21 protein-coding genes are annotated in these 20,586 nt (G+C 59.9%); 6 read left to right on the top strand and 15 right to left on the bottom strand.

Features of this window, described 5'->3' with window-relative positions:
• The first annotated feature begins 22 nt into the window (after positions 1-22).
• Together JIO00_RS23975 and msrA are read left to right on the top strand one after the other, a co-directional pair.
• The gene (locus JIO00_RS23975; RefSeq protein WP_010458037.1) at positions 23-1,786 is read left to right on the top strand and encodes a cytochrome c biogenesis protein DipZ; all 1,764 of its coding nucleotides are present in this window, start codon (positions 23-25) and stop codon (positions 1,784-1,786) included.
• Between the two features lie 31 nt (positions 1,787-1,817).
• Complete coding sequence (gene msrA, locus JIO00_RS23970; protein WP_083375787.1) at positions 1,818-2,525, top strand: peptide-methionine (S)-S-oxide reductase MsrA; 708 nt, start codon at positions 1,818-1,820, stop codon at positions 2,523-2,525.
• A 12-nt stretch (positions 2,526-2,537) separates the two neighbouring features.
• On the opposite strand, the gene JIO00_RS23965 is transcribed toward msrA, so the two are convergent.
• The 3 genes from JIO00_RS23965 to JIO00_RS23955 all read right to left on the bottom strand — a co-directional run bounded on the left by JIO00_RS23965 (position 2,538) and on the right by JIO00_RS23955 (position 4,929).
• On the bottom strand, positions 2,538-2,942 hold the full coding sequence (locus tag JIO00_RS23965) for a GNAT family N-acetyltransferase (RefSeq protein ID WP_010458034.1): 405 nt from the start codon (positions 2,940-2,942) through the stop codon (positions 2,538-2,540).
• Positions 2,939-3,952 carry a sensor domain-containing diguanylate cyclase gene (locus JIO00_RS23960; RefSeq protein WP_200666967.1) on the bottom strand — a complete coding sequence of 338 codons (1,014 nt, stop codon included), beginning with the start codon at positions 3,950-3,952 and terminating at the stop codon, positions 2,939-2,941. The genes JIO00_RS23965 and JIO00_RS23960 overlap by 4 nt, the downstream gene beginning before the upstream one ends.
• Positions 3,953-4,023: 71 nt before the next feature.
• Positions 4,024-4,929 (bottom strand): LysR family transcriptional regulator, encoded by a 906-nt coding sequence (locus JIO00_RS23955; protein ID WP_200666965.1) that lies wholly within the window; start codon positions 4,927-4,929, stop codon positions 4,024-4,026.
• Positions 4,930-5,031: 102 nt separating this feature from the next.
• Between JIO00_RS23955 and JIO00_RS23950 the strand changes: the two genes are divergently transcribed.
• Positions 5,032-6,207 carry an aspartate aminotransferase family protein gene (locus tag JIO00_RS23950; protein WP_200666963.1) on the top strand — a complete coding sequence of 392 codons (1,176 nt, stop codon included), beginning with the start codon at positions 5,032-5,034 and terminating at the stop codon, positions 6,205-6,207.
• Positions 6,208-6,274: 67 nt separating this feature from the next.
• Here JIO00_RS23950 and JIO00_RS23945 read toward each other — a convergent pair whose 3' ends face one another.
• The 6 genes from JIO00_RS23945 to JIO00_RS23920 form a co-directional block, all read right to left on the bottom strand.
• Positions 6,275-6,709, bottom strand: coding sequence for a bleomycin resistance protein (locus JIO00_RS23945; RefSeq protein WP_200666961.1), 435 nt, complete (start codon positions 6,707-6,709; stop codon positions 6,275-6,277).
• Between the two features lie 12 nt (positions 6,710-6,721).
• The gene (locus tag JIO00_RS23940; RefSeq protein ID WP_200666959.1) at positions 6,722-7,231 is read right to left on the bottom strand and encodes an adenylate kinase; all 510 of its coding nucleotides are present in this window, start codon (positions 7,229-7,231) and stop codon (positions 6,722-6,724) included.
• Between the two features lie 14 nt (positions 7,232-7,245).
• The gene (locus JIO00_RS23935; RefSeq protein WP_442793937.1) at positions 7,246-9,168 is read right to left on the bottom strand and encodes an alkaline phosphatase D family protein; all 1,923 of its coding nucleotides are present in this window, start codon (positions 9,166-9,168) and stop codon (positions 7,246-7,248) included.
• Between the two features lie 114 nt (positions 9,169-9,282).
• The gene (locus JIO00_RS23930) at positions 9,283-9,645 is read right to left on the bottom strand and encodes a hypothetical protein (protein ID WP_010458015.1); all 363 of its coding nucleotides are present in this window, start codon (positions 9,643-9,645) and stop codon (positions 9,283-9,285) included.
• A 105-nt stretch (positions 9,646-9,750) separates the two neighbouring features.
• Positions 9,751-10,014 carry a hypothetical protein gene (locus JIO00_RS23925; RefSeq protein WP_010458013.1) on the bottom strand — a complete coding sequence of 88 codons (264 nt, stop codon included), beginning with the start codon at positions 10,012-10,014 and terminating at the stop codon, positions 9,751-9,753.
• Positions 10,004-10,795, bottom strand: a complete 792-nt coding sequence (locus JIO00_RS23920) for an MlaA family lipoprotein (RefSeq protein ID WP_102593558.1) — start codon at positions 10,793-10,795, stop codon at positions 10,004-10,006. Before JIO00_RS23920 ends, JIO00_RS23925 begins: the two co-directional genes overlap by 11 nt.
• 166 nt (positions 10,796-10,961) lie before the next feature.
• Between JIO00_RS23920 and JIO00_RS23915 the strand changes: the two genes are divergently transcribed.
• Genes JIO00_RS23915 through JIO00_RS23905 form a run of 3 tightly spaced genes read left to right on the top strand, consistent with a single transcriptional unit; the run spans position 10,962 to position 13,407 of the window.
• A complete protein-coding gene (locus JIO00_RS23915) occupies positions 10,962-11,672 on the top strand; it encodes a response regulator (RefSeq protein ID WP_077749357.1) in 711 nt (236 codons plus the stop codon).
• Positions 11,669-13,000, top strand: coding sequence for an ATP-binding protein (locus JIO00_RS23910; RefSeq protein ID WP_200666958.1), 1,332 nt, complete (start codon positions 11,669-11,671; stop codon positions 12,998-13,000). The genes JIO00_RS23915 and JIO00_RS23910 overlap by 4 nt, the downstream gene beginning before the upstream one ends.
• Positions 13,001-13,038: 38 nt before the next feature.
• Positions 13,039-13,407 (top strand): PH domain-containing protein, encoded by a 369-nt coding sequence (locus JIO00_RS23905; protein WP_083375797.1) that lies wholly within the window; start codon positions 13,039-13,041, stop codon positions 13,405-13,407.
• Positions 13,408-13,583: 176 nt separating this feature from the next.
• On the opposite strand, the gene JIO00_RS23900 is transcribed toward JIO00_RS23905, so the two are convergent.
• From JIO00_RS23900 to JIO00_RS23875, 6 genes are all read right to left on the bottom strand, one after another.
• Positions 13,584-13,949 carry a hypothetical protein gene (locus JIO00_RS23900; protein ID WP_010458003.1) on the bottom strand — a complete coding sequence of 122 codons (366 nt, stop codon included), beginning with the start codon at positions 13,947-13,949 and terminating at the stop codon, positions 13,584-13,586.
• A gap of 146 nt (positions 13,950-14,095) precedes the next feature.
• On the bottom strand, positions 14,096-14,560 hold the full coding sequence (locus tag JIO00_RS23895; RefSeq protein WP_010458001.1) for a hypothetical protein: 465 nt from the start codon (positions 14,558-14,560) through the stop codon (positions 14,096-14,098).
• Positions 14,561-15,343: 783 nt separating this feature from the next.
• A complete protein-coding gene (locus tag JIO00_RS23890; RefSeq protein ID WP_010457997.1) occupies positions 15,344-15,565 on the bottom strand; it encodes a formate dehydrogenase subunit delta in 222 nt (73 codons plus the stop codon).
• Entirely contained in the window at positions 15,562-18,444 is a 2,883-nt protein-coding gene (fdhF, locus tag JIO00_RS23885; RefSeq protein WP_010457995.1) for a formate dehydrogenase subunit alpha, read from the bottom strand. Before fdhF ends, JIO00_RS23890 begins: the two co-directional genes overlap by 4 nt.
• Positions 18,441-19,973 (bottom strand): formate dehydrogenase beta subunit, encoded by a 1,533-nt coding sequence (locus tag JIO00_RS23880; protein ID WP_200666957.1) that lies wholly within the window; start codon positions 19,971-19,973, stop codon positions 18,441-18,443. The genes fdhF and JIO00_RS23880 overlap by 4 nt, the downstream gene beginning before the upstream one ends.
• Positions 19,970-20,446 carry a formate dehydrogenase subunit gamma gene (locus JIO00_RS23875; RefSeq protein WP_200666956.1) on the bottom strand — a complete coding sequence of 159 codons (477 nt, stop codon included), beginning with the start codon at positions 20,444-20,446 and terminating at the stop codon, positions 19,970-19,972. The genes JIO00_RS23880 and JIO00_RS23875 overlap by 4 nt, the downstream gene beginning before the upstream one ends.
• Between the last annotated feature and the right edge of the window lie 140 nt (positions 20,447-20,586).

Below are 20,586 nucleotides of genomic sequence, written 5' to 3'. Positions count from 1 at the left end.
TCATTTATTGCAGGTCGATGCTATGTGGCTTCTGGTTCTCGCGTATCTCGGTGGTGTGCTGACGATTGTCAGCCCGTGCATTCTGCCGGTATTGCCCTTTGTCTTCGCTCGCACCGGGCAGCCGTTTATGAAAAGTGGCTTGCCACTGTTGGCGGGGATGGCGGTGACCTTCGCGCTCGTCGCCTCATTGGCGGCGGTGGGCGGCGGCTGGGTGGTGCAAGTCAATCAGTACGGTCGCTGGCTCGCGTTGCTGTTCGTGGCACTGTTCGGGCTGACGCTGCTGCTGCCTCGATTGGCCGAGCGGCTGACGCGCCCACTGGTGGCGGCCGGCAGCCGACTGTCGGAAGCCGCGGGCGCCGATGCTCGTCCGCGTCCCGGCGCTTCGTTCCTGATCGGCGTCGCCACGGGCCTGCTCTGGGCACCGTGTGCCGGGCCGATTCTCGGCCTGTTGCTGACCGGGGCGGCGCTGCAAGGGGCAAGCATCGCCACCACGTTGCTGTTGCTGGCTTACGCCGCGGGTGCCGCCACTTCCCTCGCCGTGGCGTTGTTGCTGGGCGGTAAAGTCTTCGCGGCGATGAAGCGCTCGATCGGCGCGGGTGAATGGGTCCGTCGAGGTTTGGGCGCGGCGATGTTGGCTGGTGTGGCGGCGATTGCCCTCGGGCTGGACACTGGCATCCTGGCGCGGGTTTCGACGGCTTCCACCGGCGGCCTCGAGCAGGCGTTGGTGGGCCGTTTAGCCGGCAAATCACCGAACAACAGCGGGGCGATGATGGCCGCTGGCGGGGCGATGAAAATGTCAGCAAAAGCGCCAGGCGCATTGCCGATTGAAGGCAACCTCCCGCCGCTGGATGGCGCCGTGCAATGGCTCAATTCGCCTCCACTGACCGCACAGGCATTGAAGGGCAAGGTCGTGCTGGTGGATTTTTGGACTTACTCCTGCATCAACTGCCTGCGCACCTTGCCGTATGTCAAAGCCTGGGCCGAGAAATACCGCGATCAGGGGCTGGTGGTGATCGGTGTTCATGCGCCCGAATTCGCGTTCGAGCGGGATGTGGGCAATGTCACCAAAGCCATGAAAGACCTGGGCATCAACTACCCGGTGGCGATCGACAATGACTACAAGATCTGGCGTGCCTTCAACAACGAATACTGGCCGGCTCACTATTTTGCCGACGCGCAGGGGCGCATTCGTTATCACCACTTCGGTGAAGGCGAATACGCCGAATCGGAACGCGTCATCCAGCAGTTGCTGCGTGAAGCGGGCGCCTCAAAAGTTGCCGATGGGCTGATCACAGCCGATGCCACCGGGGTTCAACTGGCCCCGGACATGAATGAAGTCCAGTCGCCGGAAACCTATGTCGGCTACCAGCGTGCGGAGCACTTCGTACCGCAAACCGGTCTGGTGCCGGACAAGGTGTCGGCGTACAGCACGCCGGCGCAATTGGCACTCAACGATTGGGGCCTGGACGGTCAATGGAACGTCGGTTCGGAACGGGCGATTTCAAGCGCGCCGGCCAGCCGAATCGTCTACCGCTTCCACGCGCGCGATTTGCACCTGGTACTGGGCCCCGGCGCAGACGGCAAACCGGTGCGCTTCAAAGTGCTGATCGACGGAAAAGCCCCCGGCGATGCCCACGGTACTGACGTCGCCCCCGATGGCAGCGGCAGCGTTACCGAGCAACGGTTGTATCAATTGGTGCGCCAGAACGGCGGCGTGACGGACCGCACTTTCAGCATCGAGTTTCTCGATCCGGGTGTGTCGGCGTATGCGTTTACGTTCGGTTGATCGCCCTATCATTTGTTCAGGAGTCAGACTCATGAAAATCCCGGTTACCTGGCGCCGTACCTTGTTGGGTTTGGCGGCTGCAGGCGTCATTGGCCAATGCTCGGCGTTTTCTTTCGGCGCTGCTGAAGAGGCCGTCATTATCCCGCCGCCTGCCCTGGATGAAACCACCCAGGCCCACAGCGAAACCGCAGTCTTCGCCGGCGGTTGCTTCTGGGGCGTCCAAGGGGTGTTCCAGCACGTCAAAGGCGTGAAAAAAGCCGTCTCCGGTTACGCTGGCGGTGAAGCCAACACCGCCCGGTATGAGCGTGTCAGCGACGGCGATACCGGTCATGCGGAATCGGTCGAAGTCACTTTCGATCCGTCGCAGGTCAGCTACGGCACCTTGCTGCAAATCTATTTCTCAGTGGCGCACAACCCCACCGAGTTGAACCGCCAGGGCCCCGACAGCGGCACGCAGTATCGGTCGGCAATTTTCCCGGCGAACACGGAACAGCAGCGCGTCGCCCAGGCCTACATTGCCCAGCTCGACGCCGCCCATTCGTTCACCAAACCCATTGTCACCAAGCTGGAAACCTACAACGGTTTCTACCCGGCGGAAGAGGAACATCAGGACTTTCTGACCGAGCACCCGACGTATCCATACATCGTGATCAACGACCTGCCGAAAGTCGCGCAGCTGAAGCAGCTGTACCCGGATCGGTATCAGGAGAAACCGGTGCTGGTGAAGGCGGGGATGTGAAGGGCGTTTTGGCTATCGACTGCGCGGGCGCTCCATCGCGATGCTCGACGGTTCAAAACCCAGGCGCGAGAAAAATTCCGAAGCGCCTTCACGGCCTGCGCGCAGAACCCAGGTGATGTCGGTGTTCTCGCCCATGACATGCTCGACCAGCGCCCGGCCAACGCCTTCACGTCGATGCTGCCCGGACACGACAACCATAGACAGATAACCGTTGGATAGGCTGTCGGTGATGCCACGGGCAAACCCGATGATCTGGGCATCTTTCACGGCAAGCGCGGTACGTTGGGAGCTGGCGATCAACTGCGCAAAATGTTCAGTTGATCCCAGGCGGTGGGCCCATCCGTTCTGCTCAAGAAACAGCCGCACGGATTCCGCTTCCGAGGGCAGTACATCGCGGACATGCAGGACGGCGCTCACCCGGAAATCACATTCTTGCCGGCCACTTTCGACCGATACAGCGCCTGATCGGCCCTGGCCAGAAGGCCGGTCTGTTGCTCTTCTTCAAAGCGCTGGACCACCCCGAAACTCATGGTCACATGGAACTCACCCACAGGCGGCATGCTTGAGAGGCCTTGGCGGATCTTTTCGGCGAAGGATCGGGCGTCGGCCAGCGAGGTATTGGGCAGGATGAGGATGAACTCGTCACCGCCCCAGCGTGCCAGTAGATCGCCGTAGCGCACGCAGCGGTTCACGGTCTTGACGACCTGCACCAATGCCGCGTCTCCCAGGGCATGGCCGTAGTGATCGTTGATGTTCTTGAAGTCATCAATGTCCATGGCGATCAATGACAGCGGCTGGCGAAAGCGCTGGGCACGCTCGCATTCCTGAGGCAGGGTTTTTTCCAGGCGATAGCGATTGGCGATCGATGTCAGCGCATCGGTTTCCGCCAGTTTGCGATTTTCTTCCAGTTGAATTTGCAGCTGCTGATTGACCCGCGACAACTCCCGGGTGCGTTCTTCGACGATGGCTTCAAGGGATTGATTGCGCCGTTCCATCTCCTCGAAGAGGCGTTTCTTGTCTTCGATGCTGCGGTGCGCACCGACCATCCGCGCGACCGATCCGTCGGCATTGCGTGCCAGCACGTAGCCGCGATCTTCGATCCAGATATAACTGCCGTCCTGCTTGCGGCAGCGATACTCGGCTTGATAGCCCGCCGTGTGTTGATTCAGGTACGCATCAAACAACGCCATCACCCGCGGGTAATCGTCGGGGTGCATCACGTTTTCCCAGGTAAACACGGTGTTGTCCAGGGAGTGCGGAGCATAGCCGAGCATCACGTACCACCCGGGATTGCGGTAGACGAACCCGGTGTTGGCATTCCAGTCCCAAATGCCGTCACTGACCAGTTCCAGAATGGTGTGCAGCATGTCCTCGTTCAAATCCGACACATTGAATTTCAACGGCTCGATATTTGATGCCTCACCCATCACCGCTCTCCTTGCACTGATATCAAAGTGACCCGTCAGCCGGGAGATTAGTGCATGGTGTATTGCCCCGGCTAGTGCTTGGCCCACATCTGCATGGCGAAGTCGACGAAGCGACGCAATTTCGGCAAGCGGTAGCGATCCTGGGCGTACACCAGGTGCATCGGCCGGCTGGGCAGTCGATAGTCTTGCATCAGCGCTACCAGGTTTCCGCTCAGCAAATCCTGCTCGACCAGCGCATCGGGCAACATCACGATGCCCATCCCGGTTCGAGCAGCCTGGTGCAGCCCGGCCGAGCTGTTGATCAGCATCGGTCCTCTGACGGCCACCATGACTTCGCCTTCCGGCCCGCTCAGCCGCCATTGCTTTTCCACGGATTGCCAGTCATCGCCGACCGGGTAGGCAAAGGACAAGCAGTCGTGCTGTTGCAAGTCTTCGGGTTTTTCCGGTGTGCCCCGGCGTGCCAGATAAGACTTCGAGGCGCACATGGTCAGCGTGTAGTCGATGAGCGGGCGGGCGATCAGGTTGGACGGTTCGATTGCGCCCAGGCGAAACGCCACGTCGAGGCCGTTTTCGAGAAGGTCGGGCCGCCCGTTGGTGAGCACCACGTCCAGTTTGACTTGCGGGTAACGCAGGGTGAACTCGCTGAGTGCCGGCGCAAGCTTTTCAGTGCCGAAGGTCAACGGGGCGGTGATGCGCAAGGTCCCGCTCGGGGTGTCCTGACTTTGTTCGGCCAGTCGCTCGGAATCCTCCACCAATCCCAACACCTCCAGACAGCGCTGGTAATAGGCGGAGCCGAACTCCGTCAAACGCTGGCGCCGCGTCGTCCGGTTCAACAAACGCACACCCAGACGTTGCTCCAGCGCGCGGAGGTGATTGCCGACCATGGTGGTGGACATTTCGCACTGCTGTGCGGCGGCCGTCATGCTCCCGGCTTCGACCACTTTGACGTAAACCGTCATTGCCTGGAATAAATTCATTATCAAGCTCAGCTTTAAGATGATTGAAGTGTTGCAGCGTTTATCCAGCTCAGGTGGCTAACCATACTGCAAAAACACCGACAATTGATGGAGCTTGATGTCATGACCGCCGCTTGCCTGATGACCACTTACCAACCCCTGGCCCTGAGTTTCAGCAAAGGCCTGGGCACTCGACTTTGGGATCAGGCGGGACGTGAGTATCTGGATGCGGTGGCGGGTGTGGCGGTGACCAATGTCGGCCACTCTCATCCCAAAATCGTGTCGGCGATCAGCGAGCAGGCCGGGCTGCTGTTGCATACCTCCAACCTCTACGGCATCGACTGGCAGCAGCGGTTGGCGCAGAAACTGACGCAGTTGTCGGGCATGGAGCGGGCGTTCTTCAACAACTCCGGGGCCGAAGCCAATGAAACCGCACTGAAACTCGCACGGCTTTATGGCTGGCATAAAGGCGTCGAGCAGCCGCTGGTGGTGGTGATGGAAAACGCCTTCCATGGCCGGACGCTGGGCACCTTATCCGCCAGCGACGGCCCGGCCGTGCGCCTGGGGTTCAACGAGTTGCCCGGCGACTTCGTCAAAGTGCCCTTCGGCGACCTCAACGCGCTGGACAAAGTGCGGCAAGCCCATGGCCCGCGCATCGTGGCGATTCTGATGGAACCGATTCAAGGTGAAAGCGGCGTCCAGCTGGCGCCCCCCGGCTACCTGAAAGCCGTGCGCGAACTGTGCAACCGGCGCGGCTGGCTGATGATGCTCGACGAAATCCAGACCGGCATCGGTCGTACCGGCCAGTGGTTCGCCTTCCAACACGAAGGCATCGTCCCGGACGTCATGACCCTGGCCAAGGGCCTCGGCAACGGTATCCCCATTGGCGCCTGCCTGGCCCGGGGCAAAGCGGCCGAGCTGTTCACCCCCGGCAGCCATGGCAGCACCTTCGGCGGTAATCCGCTGGCGTGTCGGGTCGGCTGCACGGTGTTGGACATCATCGAAGAACAAGGTCTGCTGGAAAACGCCAGGCTTCAGGGGGAACGCCTGCTGGCCAGACTGCGCGCCGAACTGGCCGACGACCCGAACGTCCTGGCGATTCGTGGCCAAGGCTTGATGGTCGGCATTGAACTCAAGCAACCGATCCGCGACCTGACCCTGATCGCCGCACGCGACCACGGCTTGCTGATCAACGTGACACGGGGCAAGACCATCCGCCTGCTGCCACCGCTGACGATTGATGAGCGGGAAGTGGAGATGATTGTCAGAGGGGTTTGTCGGGCGTTAATCACCGCTTAGTGGAAGGATCATCGTTCCCACGCGGAGCGTGGGAATGATCTTGCTCGGGGTTTTGGTTGTTGTGACCTCAACAGCCGGACAAACACACCCGCTCCCCCAAACTCTCCACCAACCGAACCAGATACCCATCCGGGTCCTGAACCAGAAATTCACGTTGCCCGACCTCCACCGCATCAGCGCGATACCAGACATCGGCGCAGGGACGAAACAGCGGCCATTCGACATCCTCCAATCGCTTGAGTATCGGCTCGACAAAATCAACAGTGATCTGAAAGTTGATGCCCCGGCCAAACGGCGCTTCTAATGCTCCTGTCATCCACTGGCCTTCGTCTGGAGCGTATTGCTCCAGCATGATTTGCACGCCGTTGTTATCGAGGTAGGCGAAACCCGCTTCAGGGCGCTCGTAGGCAATCTTGAAACCGATTAGCGAGGTCCAGAAATGCAGGCTTTTCTTGATGTCGGTGACCATCAGTTCGGGGACTAACTTGCTCCGTGCAAACATACCAATCCTTTTTCAAACGCTGTGAGATGAGTCGGGAAGAGTGTTCACGAAGGCCGCGATTTCACTCCGATCCCTGAGTCTGATTTTTGAACCGCTGAACCCTTCGAACAGCTGCCGGTGTGCGGAAAACCCGCTGGAGTCTTTGCGAACACGATAACTGCCGGCCCATTCCAGCAACGCGATCAGCAATTCGTCGTTGTCCTGCCGGTTTTCTCGCTGACGAATATTCGCGACGCAGCTTTCGTCGTCAACACACAGCCAGACCAGCGCTGTTGCACGGTTGATCAGTTCGCTGACGATCCAGCCGTAAACACCCTCAATCACCCAGCGCTCTTCATCGGCCAGCACGCGCGCCATGCCCAATGCTTCGGAGCGAGGGCGGGCGATGCTGCTTTCATCCGACAGCCAGTGGACGCGGTCAAGATCAGTCCACGGCGCATGCAGGTGTTCGGCCAGTCGTTTAGCCAGCCAGCTTTTGCCAGCGCCAGAGTTGCCGATGATCAGGGTTCGGGTGAGGTTCATGGTGGCTCACACGTTCAGTCGTCTGTGTCGGGCGCAATCATTCGCGTCTTTGGTGAACCGTTTGAATTGTGCTGAAAGATTTCCTGCGGCTGTCCCTTTTCATTGAAGAACACTTGGCCGATCCCTGCCGAATTCCACAGCCGTTCACCCGCTTCGGCATGTTCAGGGATGTGCGGGATGATGCGCATGCGACGGCGTTTGGTCAGCCAATTGAGCGGCGAGCGCGGCGAGTAGAGCCAGCGGTTGAGGCGGTCGAACCATTCGAGCAGCGTGGGCGGGAATTCGTTTTTGATGCCGCTGCTGGTGATCTGCCAGATCCTCGGACCGGCCTGGCGGTGTCGGATCAGGACTTCGTAGACGAAGGAGTAATGCACATCGCCCGACAGCACCACGTAGTTACCCGGTGTGCGCGAGTGTCGGAAAATGTTCAGGATCACCTGGGCCGCGCCCCGATGGGCCATCCAGTTTTCAGCGTCGACCAGTAGCGGATAACCGCACCAGCTGAAGACGCGTTGCACGGTTTCGATCAGTTTGACGCCGAAGATCGGCGCTGGCGAAACGATAATCGCCGACGGGTGATCGAGCAGTTCCTGTTGCAGTTCGCTGAGCGCTTCCCAGTCCAGCAGACCCGAGGGTTGCTTGAGATTCATCTCGCTGCGCCAGCGTCGGGTGCGGGTGTCGATGACAACCAGTGCCGGAGTGGTCGGCAGCACGTAATGCCAGTGTTGAAAGCCGAGCAGCTCATCGATCAGAGCGTCCTGGACGTCGCTGTCGAGATAATCGTCGTGCCCCGTGGCACTCAATAATCGGGCTTTTTCCAGCACGTCGCCGAACGCATCCGGGTTGTTGCCCCAGCCCTGGCACAGCATGTAGGCGAGCAGCGCGTTGCCGATGATGCGCTTGGAGAACGGATGGCCGTAGGCCGTTTCCTCCCATTGCGCGGACAGATTCCAGTCATCGGTAATGTCATGGTCGTCGAAAATCATCAGGCACGGCAGATGCGCCATGGCCCGCGCGACATCCCCCAGGCCCCCCTTGAAGTCATCGATACGCGTCTGTTCAAGGGCATAACGCTTGCGTCTTTCGGGCGTCAGCGCTGGCGGTTGTGGCGCGATCAGCGTCCAGGGAGTCGGCGACCAGACCAGCAGGTACATGGCCATGACTTCAGCGAATGTCACCAGGTGATTGTCGGCGCTGCTGCTGGTGAAAATCGGCTTGCGCGCTCCGCCGAAAAATCGCTCGCGCAAGGTTTTGTTGCTCTCAAGCGCCGGCAACAAATCCGCACGATGGTAATAACTGGCAGGGTGTTCGTAGAGTTTGGCGCTGTCGCTGACCACCGCACCTTCGAGGTGTTCTTCGAACAGCCCCAGTTGAGTGATCAGCGCATGGATCGCCCGCAACATCGGACCGGCGACATCGTCGGCGTACACCTGATCGCCGCTCATCATCAGCAGGGCCGGGCGCTCCGTCGCGGCATGTTCTGTCGCCAGAAAACGATCGACGCACAGCAAACCGTCGGCTGCCGGGTGGTGAGGTTTACGGCAGGAACCGTGCATCAACTGATCGATGCGCGAACGCAAAACAAAATTCGGGCAACGGGCTTCGCCGTACAGCAAATGAGGCGCCCAGTCGGCAATACCGGTCGCCGCGTCATCTATCAGCAGGTCATAGTCGATCAGGGTGTCGCAGGGCAGGGCGGTCGCCAGTGGTACATCGATCAGATGGACGAAGGCATGCTTGCCCACCGGAATGACCGTGCATTGCCCGGCATCGAGGCGAATGTCGCCGACACCTTGCAGGCGCAAGGTCAGCGACAATGCCCGGGTTCCTACCAGCCAGAGCACCAGACGCGTGGGCTCCAGACGCCGCAACAGCGGGCCGGCGAGGACCGGTGGCAGAGAGCGATGGCTGTCGGGGAATGGCGAAGACATGGACATGCAGGTTCAAGACTCTTGGTGCACAGAGCGCGCGATGATAGCGCAGCCAGCGCCCGGGATTATCTGATGGCTACTGGCTTGCTGCTGAAATTGTAAAGCCGAGCCGGGCAGTGCTCATTTGCCATCAATGATCACTGCGCATATCACAAACGTCAGGAATGCCGTCACCAGGCTGCAAGCTCCGGCTATCAAATGGCGCCCGACCGGATACTCATCCTGCTTGAACCTGGCGACTGTGAAGAGCCATGTTCCGAAGAAGACGCCAAAGGTCGCCATGATCGTATAGAGAAAGTAAGCGGGTCGTGTTTTTGTCTCATCGGGGCTCATGAACATCAGCACGATCGTCGCGACAATCAAACTGGCCAGAGCACCTGCCAGGTTGGCGAACCACAGATACAAGCTGCCACGGTTCCTCACTATCCAGAACCAGATCCCCGCTGACGCAGCCAAGAACACCAATATTGCGACGAGAACCATTCATTCTTCCTTGGTAACAATGGCGTCCATTGTTCTTTGAGGTGGGGCGATGGCGTGCACGATAGCAAATCAGTGGCGTGGTGTTGAAGTGAGACGGGCGATTCATCAAGGCAGCGAAAGGCTGTCCCCCCTCGTGACACTGGTTTCCCCATTGGCCACCAGCCAGCGAAACAGCTCGCTCAGCGATACCGTATGACTGCGCTCGATCCAGCGCACCACCGCCGGGCCGTAGTGTTCGGTGTAGCGGCTGAGCACCAGTTGGCGGCAGTCCGGTGACAGGCGCAGGGTGATTTCCCGGCAGTGCACATTAACCGCGTCGTGCCGGGTCACTCGCTGTTGCAGCGTCAAATGATTGCTTTCAGAAACCATCGGTCGGTACTCCTTCGCATTGAGGTTGGGTTGTTTGCGCTGAGCCTTGTTTGCCATCCTCCACATAAGCGGCTCGATGCTCGGCGACCACGTTGCGCAAGGCGCTGTAGTAATCCGGCAATTTTTGCAGGCTGTCGGTCAGCGGTAATGCTTCGGCTCGACCATCGACGATGCCGCCGACCGTGTTGATCATGGACAGCGTGTCCACGGTATCGCTGTTGCTGCCGAACGGATCGACCACAAAACTCAGTACTCGCCCGGCCGCATCGCGGCTGTTCGAGGTGCCGAACAAGGGCAGCTCGACGATCGGACCGTTGCCGATGCCCCACACGCCGAAGGTCTGGCCGAAATCTGCTTTGTGACGCGGGATGCCGGCCATGCCGGACACATCGATCAAGCCCACCACGCCCACGGTGGTATTGAGCGCGAAACGTCCCAACGTATTGACCGAGCGCATCGGGTTGCCTTGCAGCAGGTCGTTGATAAACACCTTGGGCTCGCCAAAGTTCGCGACAAAGTTGTGCACACCGGTCTGGAAAAAGTCCGGCAAGTACCGATAGCCACGGGCGACCGGCGCCAGGGCATAGTCATCGGCCACCCGATTGAAGGCAAAGACACCGCGGTTGAACGGTTCCGCCGGGTCGTACACCGAATAGCTGATTTCGGCACACGTCACGGTGGCGGACGCCGGCGGTTGGCTGCTGCAACCCGCCAGCCCGGCGGCCAGCACGGCCATCGACGTGTTGCGGACCAGCCAGGGAGCACATTTGAAAGGCAACATGGACGCAAGTCTCGGAAGGAATTCGCCGAGATGCTGAGCCCCAGGCCTTGCACAAAGATGTCTGGTTTATTGCGGTGCTGACGCTTTATTGCAGGATTGAAATATATGACGCGCTGCCGTGAATGGTTTTAGATGGCGGCTCCATTCGCCCCTTAAGTGACCTTCGGTGAACAGCCTTTTAATTGTGGACGACGACCTTGAAGTCCTCGATCTGCTGAAAAAATTCTTCGTGCAGCACGGCTACAGCGTCGAGGTCGCCACCGACGGCGCGTCGCTGTGGGCGGCCATCGAGCGCCAGCCGCCGGACCTGATCATTCTTGACGTGATGTTGCCGGGGGACAGCGGATTGATCCTGTGTCAGCAACTGCGGATTCGCTACGCCATGCCGGTGATCATGCTGACCGCCATGGGCGAACTCAGCGACCGGGTCGTCGGCCTCGAACTCGGCGCCGATGATTACCTGACCAAACCTTTCGACGCCCGCGAGCTGCTGGCCCGGGTGCGCGCCGTGCTGCGGCGCGTGGACGAACGCCGGCCGGTCGTCACGGAGCGCCCACGGCCGCTGATCGACTTCGCCGACTGGCACCTCGACGTCACCCGCCGTGAACTGCGCTCGCCGGACAACGTGATGATCCCGCTGTCGGCCGGTGAGTTCGACTTGCTGCTGGTCTTCGTCGAACACCCTCAACGCATCCTCACCCGCGAGCAGTTGCTGGACCTGGCGCGGGGGCATTGCCATGACGCGTTTGATCGCAGCATCGATGTGCAAGTCAGCCGCCTGCGACGCAAGCTCGAATCCGACACCAAACGCCCGGCGATGATTCGCACGGTGCGCAATGGCGGTTATCTGTTCACCCCCAGCGTGACCCGGCGATGAGCTGGTTGAAGCGGATTCGCCGGGACACGGTGGCGCGCTGGATCGCCTTGACCATCATTCTGGCGATGCTGATTTCATTGGCGCTCAACGGGCTGTTTATCCAACTGGCGGGTGTGTGGGCGCGCCCACCGCTGACCGAAACCGGGTTGCTGGACAAAATGGCCGCCATCACCCGCATCATCCAGGCCGCCCCGGCGCCGCTGCGCAGCCAACTGGCGCACGCCGTCAGCGATGAGGGCTTCATCGTCAGTTGGCACCTTGATCGACGTGAGCTCAATCTGCCGACGGTGGAAGACCTGGATTCCGAAATCGGCTCGACCATCCTGCATCCGTTGCTTAAGTTTGCCGCACGAATCCAGACCTACGAGCCGGCCGACTGGACGGAACCCTCGGCGGACGCTCGTTATGCGCTGCTGATCCAGCTGCCGGACGCGACCTGGGTCATGTTCTCCGCCCCCTCGCGCAGCTGGGGCCTGGACGAAGCGCCGCGTTACTTGATCGTCATCCTGCTGGTGCTGATCTCCACCGCCCTGGTCGCGCTGATCGCCACCCGCCGCCTCGCCACACCTTTGCAACACTTCGCCGAAGGCGCCCGACGTTTCGGCGTGGACTTCCGCGCCCCGCCGATCGAACCGCTAGGCCCTCAGGAAATCCGCCAGGCGATCCTCGCGTTCAACGCCATGCAGGCCCAACTGCAACACTTCATTCGCGACCGCACCCAAATGCTCGCCGCCATCTCCCACGACCTGCGCGCGCCCTTGACGCGGATGCGTTTGCGCGGGGAATTCATCGAAGACAGCGAGCAACAGCAGCGGCTGTTTCGTGATGTGGATGAAATGCAGGCGATGATCAACTCGGCGCTGGAATTCTTCCGGGATGATGCGCGGCTTGAACCGGCGACCCAGTTTGATCTGGCCGAGTTGCTGCAAACGTTGCTGGATGATTACCGGGATCAGGGGGTTGAGATCGCCTACGTCGGGCCGACGCGGTGGGTGTATTTCGGGCGGCCGCTGGGGCTTAAGCGGGTGATGACCAATCTGCTGGATAACGCGATCAAGTACGGCAGTGAGCCGGCGATTGAGTTGATTGCTGATGCTGGGGAAGTGCGGATCAAAGTACTGGATCGCGGGCCGGGTATTCCGCAGGCCAGCCTTGAACAAGTGTTTGTGCCGTTCTTTCGTATGGAAGGATCACGCAACAAAAGCACCGGCGGCGTGGGCTTGGGATTATCGGCGGCGCGGGCGATAGTGTTGGAGCATGGCGGGGTATTGAAACTGCGAAATCGGTCGAAGGGCGGGTTGGAGGCGTTGGTGGTGTTGCCCGTGTAACCGGCCCAGGTGTCCATTTGAAAAACAGGGAATGACAGATGATTGATTTCAACAACAAAGGCTTCTTCAAACTCAAGCAAAACGACGAATACGCCGAACGCGTCACCGCGCTGCTACTGGACGGGGAACAGGTGATCGACTCCTACAAATCCATGCGCGATGGCGTGGTGTTTACCAACAAGCGGATCATCGCGGTCAACGTCCAGGGCCTTACCGGCAGCAAGAAAGACTTCACCTCGTTGCCGTACAAAAACATCGTGGCGTATTCGGTGGAAACGTCGGGGACGTTTGACCTGGATTCGGAGTTGGAGATTTATTTTTCGTCGCTGGGGAAGGTGAAGTTCGAGTTCACCGGGAAGACATCGATGGTGGAAATTTCGAAACTGATTTCCAAGCATTTGCTCTGAGCTGAGTGATCGAAGGCCCCGAAAAACTCGGGGCTCATCCCGCATGTCAGTCAGTTACACACCCCCCCTGTAGGAGCGAGCCTGCTCGCGATAGCGCAGATCAGCCAACATCAAATGTCGATCAGCACTGGCTCGCATGATCGCTGTACATACCGTTTTCTTTTTCAGCGCCTTCATCATCCGGAAACCAAATGCGTCCACGCCAAATTGAGCGCAATCGAGCCGGTGACGAGACTGACTGCCCCAGCGAACAGATGGCGCAGGAACAGGTTTTCCGGCTGTTGAAGCCTTGCGATGAGCCACATCCATGTTCCGACTAACGTGCCAAGCGCGGCCATGATCGAGAACAACATATAGGGAGCGTTCGGTGGGGCATCCCCGTTGGCGACGCGAGTCAGGTACTCCACGATCATTGCGACGATACAGCCACCTACGAAGCCCGCGAGATTGGCAAGCCACACATTCATGGTGCCGCGAGCGCGCACCACCCAAACCCACATTCCCGCCCACGCAGCGTAAATAACCAGCCAGTCGAACAGCATTATTTATTCCATCCCTTGGTGACCTGCCCCGGAAACGATCCACTGTGTTGGAGGGGGATGCAGTGGCTGCCGCGTTGTTCGCCCGCCAAGCACTGAGCATTGAAAGCCCCGAAAGCCCCGAAAGCTCGGGGCTTATTCAACCCGGGTTAGTGTTTTTGATGCACTTCATACTGGATGCTGTAGCCGTCGCCTAAATCGATCTTTTTAGACTCTGCAGTAGCCGTCAAAGGGATTTTTGCGGTGAGCTTATTTGTTTTTATGTCGGGGCGAATAGTGATGCATTGGGACTTGCTAATTTTGCCGATTTCTTCGCTTTTGTCGATCACGGTCGAACTTTCAATGATAATGGAAAGCTCGTTTTCTTTTGATAGTCCATCTATGGTAGTTCCATCAAATACAGGTGTGGAACGCAGGATTTTTTTATTCCCTTCGCAAACAAGTTCTACGTAATTACGCGTCTGACCTTCTTTTGAATAGTACGGAGCGTTAGAGTCAATCCGGTCTGAAGTTGTTCGCTTCGGTGTGATGAGTTTAAGGTCAACAACATAGCTTGGCGCGCTATGCGCTTGGCTTGCGAGAAGTACACCGGCGAGCAGAAGATACTTTTTCATTGTTTTCATCCTTGACGTGATTGAACTGAAACTGGCAGTTTGGTTTTTTATAGGTGCGATTTTTAAAATGTCTACAAGTTTATTTTGGTGAGGATGGAACCGGGTATCCCAGTTTTTCCTCAATCAGTTTGTAGACTGACTCATGGGTGCTGTAATTGATAACACCTGTTTTGCATGAGTCTTTGAGGAAGGATTTTACTGTTCCCTTGTTCGTGCCGTAGTGGCTGGAAACGTAGTCGTCCTCAAACTCTTGTACGCAATTGAAAAATTTGTCGTCCCTTGCTTTGTTGCGAGCCATTGTTAGTCCTTTATGTGGTTTTTTAACGAAGTGCGTGGATCAGTGGCGACTATTTTGAGATTCGTGCCTGTCGAGAAATCTAGCAGAGGCAGTACGGAGGGCGCAATTGAAATAATGTCCTATGGCCATTACGTCCGAAGCGGGCGCGGATTCTGGTGACCACGACGGCCCACGCAGGAAAAACGGCTTAACCCACATTTCGTCACTCACTGAATATCCAGGGCGTTCGACGCTGTACTTGGGTGAAGCGCGCCACGCTCGAGTAATCGACTTTGATTTCCAATCATTTGCTGTGAGCTGAGTGATCGAAGGCGCCGAAAAACCCGTGGTTCATCCCGGATGTCAGTCAGTTCACAAAACCCCTGTAGGAGCGAGCCTGCTCGCGATGGCGTCAGTACATTCAGCATTGTTGCTGACTGATCTGACGCCATCGCGAGCAGGCTCACTCCTACAGGTTTTTCGGTCGATCTTGAGCTTGTGTGAACCTAAGCCTCCCACCCCGCGCCACTGACCGCCGCCTGCGCCAACGGGTGCAAATCCGCCCCGTGATGTTCTGTCTGCCAGGCCAGCAATTCCTTGCGCATGCCCGGCGTCCAGTACATCTGCAGGTGATTACGCACACCGAGCACGGCCGCTTGCTGGTCCGGTTCGGTGGCGAAGTACAGGGCGATCTGGTTGACCATCTTGATCAGGTTCTCCGTACTCATCGGCGCACCTCCGCTTTAGCGCCACGGGCATGCCGGCGTTCCTTGAGCAGACGGTCCTGTTCATCACTGAAGGCCTGATAGCGTTTTTGCCACTCGGAAGGGTGGTAGACGCGGCTGACTTCCACGGCCGTGACCTTGTACTCCGGACAGTTGGTAGCCCAGTCGGAGTTGTCGGTGGTGATGACGTTGGCCCCCGATTCCGGGAAGTGGAACGTCGTGTACACCACGCCCGGCGCGACCCGCTCGGTGACCCGCGCACGCAGTACGGTCTGACCGGCGCGGCTGCCGATGCCGACCCAGTCGCCTTCGTTGATGCCTCGGCTCTCGGCGTCGGTCGGGTGGATTTCCAGGCGGTCTTCATCGTGCCAGGCCACGTTTTCGGTTCGCCGTGTCTGGGCGCCGACGTTGTACTGACTGAGGATGCGCCCGGTGGTCAGCAGCAGGGGATAGCGATTGTTGACCTTCTCCTCGGTGGGCACGTACCCGGTGAGCATGAAGCGCCCTTTGCCGCGCACGAATTGATCGATGTGCATGGTCGGCGTGCCGTCCGGCGCCTCGGCGTTGCACGGCCATTGCAGGCTGCCGTGGCTGTCGAGTGCGGCGTAACTGACGTTGGTGAACGTCGGCGTCAGGCTGGCGATTTCATCCATGATTTGCGACGGATGCGTGTAGTTCATCGGGTAGCCCAAGGCGTTGGCCAGCGCCACTGTGCCTTCCCAGTCAGCCTTGCCGCCCAGCGGTTCCATGACCTTGCGCACCCGCGAGATACGCCGCTCGGCGTTGGTGAAGGTGCCGTCCTTTTCCAGGAACGAACTGCCCGGCAGGAACACGTGGGCGAACCTGGCGGTTTCGTTGAGGAAAATGTCCTGCACCACGATGCATTCCATGGCCGACAAGGCTGCGGTGACGTGCTGGGTGTTCGGGTCGCTCTGGGCGATGTCTTCGCCTTGGCAATACAGACCCTTGAAACTGCCGGCCAGCGCCGACTCGAACATATTCGGGATACGCAGCCCCGGGTCGGGTTGCAAGGTGACGTTCCAGGCCTGTTCGAACTGCGCCCGTACCACTTCGTTGGAGATGTGCCGGTAACCGGGCAATTCGTGGGGGAACGAACCCATGTCGCAGGAGCCCTGAACGTTGTTCTGCCCACGCAGCGGGTTCACGCCCACGCCTTCACGACCGATGTTGCCGGTGGCCATGGCGAGGTTGGCGATGCCCATGACCGCAGTGCTGCCCTGGCTGTGTTCGGTGATGCCCAGGCCGTAGTAGATCGCCGCATTGCCGGCACCGGCATACAGGCGAGCGGCGGCGCGGATATCGGCAGCGGCGACGCCGCAGACCGGGCCGAGGACTTCGGGCGAGTGTTCCGCGCGGCTGACGAACTCGCTCCAGCGAGCGAAATCGCTGCCCTCGCAACGGGCGTCGATAAAGGCCTGATCGAGCAAGCCTTCGGTGACGATGACGTGGGCCAACGCATTGAGCATGGCGACGTTGGTGCCCGGGCGCAAGGCCAGGTGCAGTTCGGCGCGGGCATGCACCGCGTCCACCAGATCAATGCGCCGTGGGTCGATGACGATCAGCCGTGCGCCTTCACGCAGGCGGCGTTTGAGTTGGGAGGCGAACACCGGGTGGGCGTCGCTGGGGTTGGCGCCCATCACCAGAATCACGTCGGCCTGCATCACCGAGTCGAAACTCTGGGTGCCGGCGGATTCGCCCAAAGTTTGTTTCAGCCCATAACCGGTCGGCGAGTGGCAGACCCGCGCACAGGTGTCGACGTTGTTGTTGCCAAACGCGGCGCGCACCAGTTTTTGCACCAAGTAAGTTTCTTCGTTGGTGCAACGGCTGGAGGTGATGCCACCAATGGAATCGCGGCCGTACTTTTGCTGCAACCGACGGAATTCGCTGGCGGCGTAGGTCACCGCTTCATCCCAGCTGACTTCCTGCCACGGGTCGTTGATGTGTTTGCGGATCATCGGCTTGGTGATGCGATCCGGATGGGTGGCGTAGCCCCAGGCGAAGCGTCCTTTGACGCACGAGTGGCCGTGGTTGGCCTGGCCGTTCTTGTCCGGAACCATGCGCACCAACTGGTCGCCTTTCATCTCGGCGCGGAACGAGCAGCCCACGCCGCAATAGGCGCAGGTGGTGATCACGCTGTGCTCCGGCTGACCCAGTTCGACCACGCTTTTTTCCATCAGCGTCGCCGTAGGGCAAGCCTGCACACAAGCGCCGCAGGACACGCATTCGGAGTCGAGGAAGTTATCGCCACCGGCCGCCGCCACCCGTGATTCAAAACCGCGTCCGGTAATCGTCAGGGCAAAGGTGCCTTGGGTTTCTTCGCAGGCACGCACGCAGCGGTTGCAGACGATGCACTTGCTCGGGTCGTAATCGAAGTAAGGGTTGGAAGTGTCCTTCACGTCGGCCAGATGGTTGTCACCTTCATAGCCGTAACGCACTTCCCGCAGGCCAACCTGACCGGCGACGGTTTGCAGCTCGCAGTTGCCGTTGGCCGAGCAGGTCAGGCAGTCCAGCGGGTGATCGGAGATGTACAACTCCATGACATTGCGACGCAGGGTCGCGAGCTTCGGCGTCTGGGTGTGCACGGTCATGCCTTCGGTGACCGGCGTGGTGCAAGACGCGGGATAGCCGCGCATGCCGTCGATCTCCACCAGGCACATGCGGCAGGAGCCGAAGGCTTCCAGGCTGTCGGTGGCACACAGTTTCGGAATAGTCGTGCCCATCAACGCGGCGGCGCGCATCACCGAAGTGCCTTCGGGCACGCTGATGCTGCGCCCGTCGATGCTCAGGGTTATCTGCACGTCGCTGTCGCGGGCCGGGGTGCCCAGATCAATATCGGTTTTCGGGTCGAAGAGGGTAATCATTGGTCGGCCTCCGAAGATTGCAGACCGAAGTCGGCGGGAAAGTACTTGAGGGCGCTGACCACCGGAAAGGGGGCCATGCCGCCCAAGGCGCACAGCGAACCGTATTGCATCGTGTCGCACAGGTCCTTGAGGATGATGACCTGCTCTTCGCGACCACTTTGGTCCGGCGCGGCCAACAGGCGGTCGATCACCTCCACGCCCCGGGTCGAGCCGATGCGGCACGGCGTGCATTTGCCGCAGGATTCCTCGGCGCAGAACTGCAGGGCGAAACGCGCCATTTGCGCCATGTCCAGGCTGTCGTCCGCGACCACCACACCACCGTGACCGAGCATCGCGCCGATGCCCGCGAACGCTTCGTAATCCAGCGGCGTGTCGAATTGCGACGGCGGCACCCAAGCGCCGAGCGGGCCACCGACCTGTGCGGCTTTCAGCGGTCGGCCACTGGCGGTGCCACCGCCGTAGTCTTCCACCAGTTCGCGCAGGGTCAGGCCAAAGGCCCGTTCTACCAGGCCACCGTGAAGAATATTGCCCGCCAACTGGAAGGGCATCGTGCCCAGGGAACGGCCCATGCCGTAATCGCGATAGAACTGCGCACCCTTGGCCAGAATCAGCGGCACCGAGGCCAGGGTCAGCACGTTGTGCACCAGCGTCGGCAGGCCGAACAGCCCCTTCAACGCGGGAATCGGCGGCTTGGCGCGAACGACCCCGCGCTTGCCTTCGAGCGAATCCAGCAACGCGGTTTCTTCACCGCAGATGTAAGCGCCGGCCCCGACGCGCACTTCCATATCAAAAGCCAAGCCGCTGCCGCCGACATTGGCCCCCAGGTAACCGTTGGACCGGGCAATCTCCAGCGCCTCGTTCAGCGTGGTGATGGCCTGTGGGTATTCCGAGCGCACATAGATGTAGCCGTAGCTGGCGCCGACGGTGATGCCGGCAATGGCCATGCCTTCGATCAGCAGGAAGGGGTCGCCTTCCATCAACATGCGGTCGGCGAAAGTGCCGGAGTCGCCTTCGTCGGCGTTGCACACAATGTATTTCTGCGTCGCCTGGGTGGCACGCACCGTGCGCCATTTGATCCCGGCGGGGAACGCTGCGCCGCCACGGCCACGCAGGCCTGAATCGAACACTTCCGTTGCGGTTTGATCACCGCCAACGGTCACGGCTCTCGTTAAACCTTCGAAACCGCCATGGGCCCGGTAATCGTCCAGCGACAACGGCCGGGTGATGCCGGCGCGAGCGAACAACAGGCGTTGTTGAGATTTCAGATAGGGCAATTCTTCCACCAGACCCAAGGCCAGTGGGTGCGAGGACGCGTCGCCTTGCAGCGCATCGAGCACTGACGACACATCGCTAGCGGTCAGCGGGCCGAAGCCGATACGGCCTTGCGGGGTGTCCACTTCCAGCAGCGGCTCAAGCCAGTAAAGACCACGGGAACTGGTGCGTTGCAGGTCCTGACCGGCAAGGGCAGAAGCCACTGCATCGGCACCCACGGCACGGGCAAGAGAATCACAGGGGAGATAGAGGCTCATGCGTCCTCCCGGCAAGCGTCGAGCAACGCATCGAGACGCTCGGCGCTGAGCCGCGCATGCACCTGACCATCCAATTCCAGAGCGGGTGAGCAGGCGCAGGCACCGAGGCAATACACCGGACGCAAACTGATGCTGCCGTCGGCACTGGTGCCGTGATCGTCCAGTTGCAAGCGATCGCGCAATTGCGCGGCGAGCTGCTCGGCGCCGCGACTCTTGCACGACTCAGCCCGGCACAACCGCAGGATATGCCGGGCCGGCGGCGCGGTACGGAAGTCATGGTAAAAGCTGATCACCCCGCGAACCTCGGCCTGACTCTGATTGAGCGCATGGGCAATCTCGGGGATGGCGGCATCGGGGATGTAACCGATACCGGCCTGAATCTCATGAAGGATGGGCAACAGTGCACCCGCAGAGCCCTTGTGGCGCTCCAGCACGCTGTTGACCATAGGCAATTGCAACATCTCATCAGGCATACAGCATTCCTCACGGTCACGGACAAACCAGGCGGTTGTCGGTCGTCCGAAAGTGTCGGCTGCGGCATTTACACCACGTCACGGTATCGTGGCATTGTCAGGCCGTTGGCCAGGGCACCCTGAGCGGGCATCTTGTTGTG

The sequence above is a fragment of the Pseudomonas sp. SW-3 genome (genome assembly GCF_016615645.1).
GTDB lineage: Bacteria > Pseudomonadota > Gammaproteobacteria > Pseudomonadales > Pseudomonadaceae > Aquipseudomonas > Aquipseudomonas mandelii.
The sequence above is the reverse complement of the archived record's forward strand: the minus strand, read 5'-3'. Positions and strand labels throughout refer to the sequence as shown.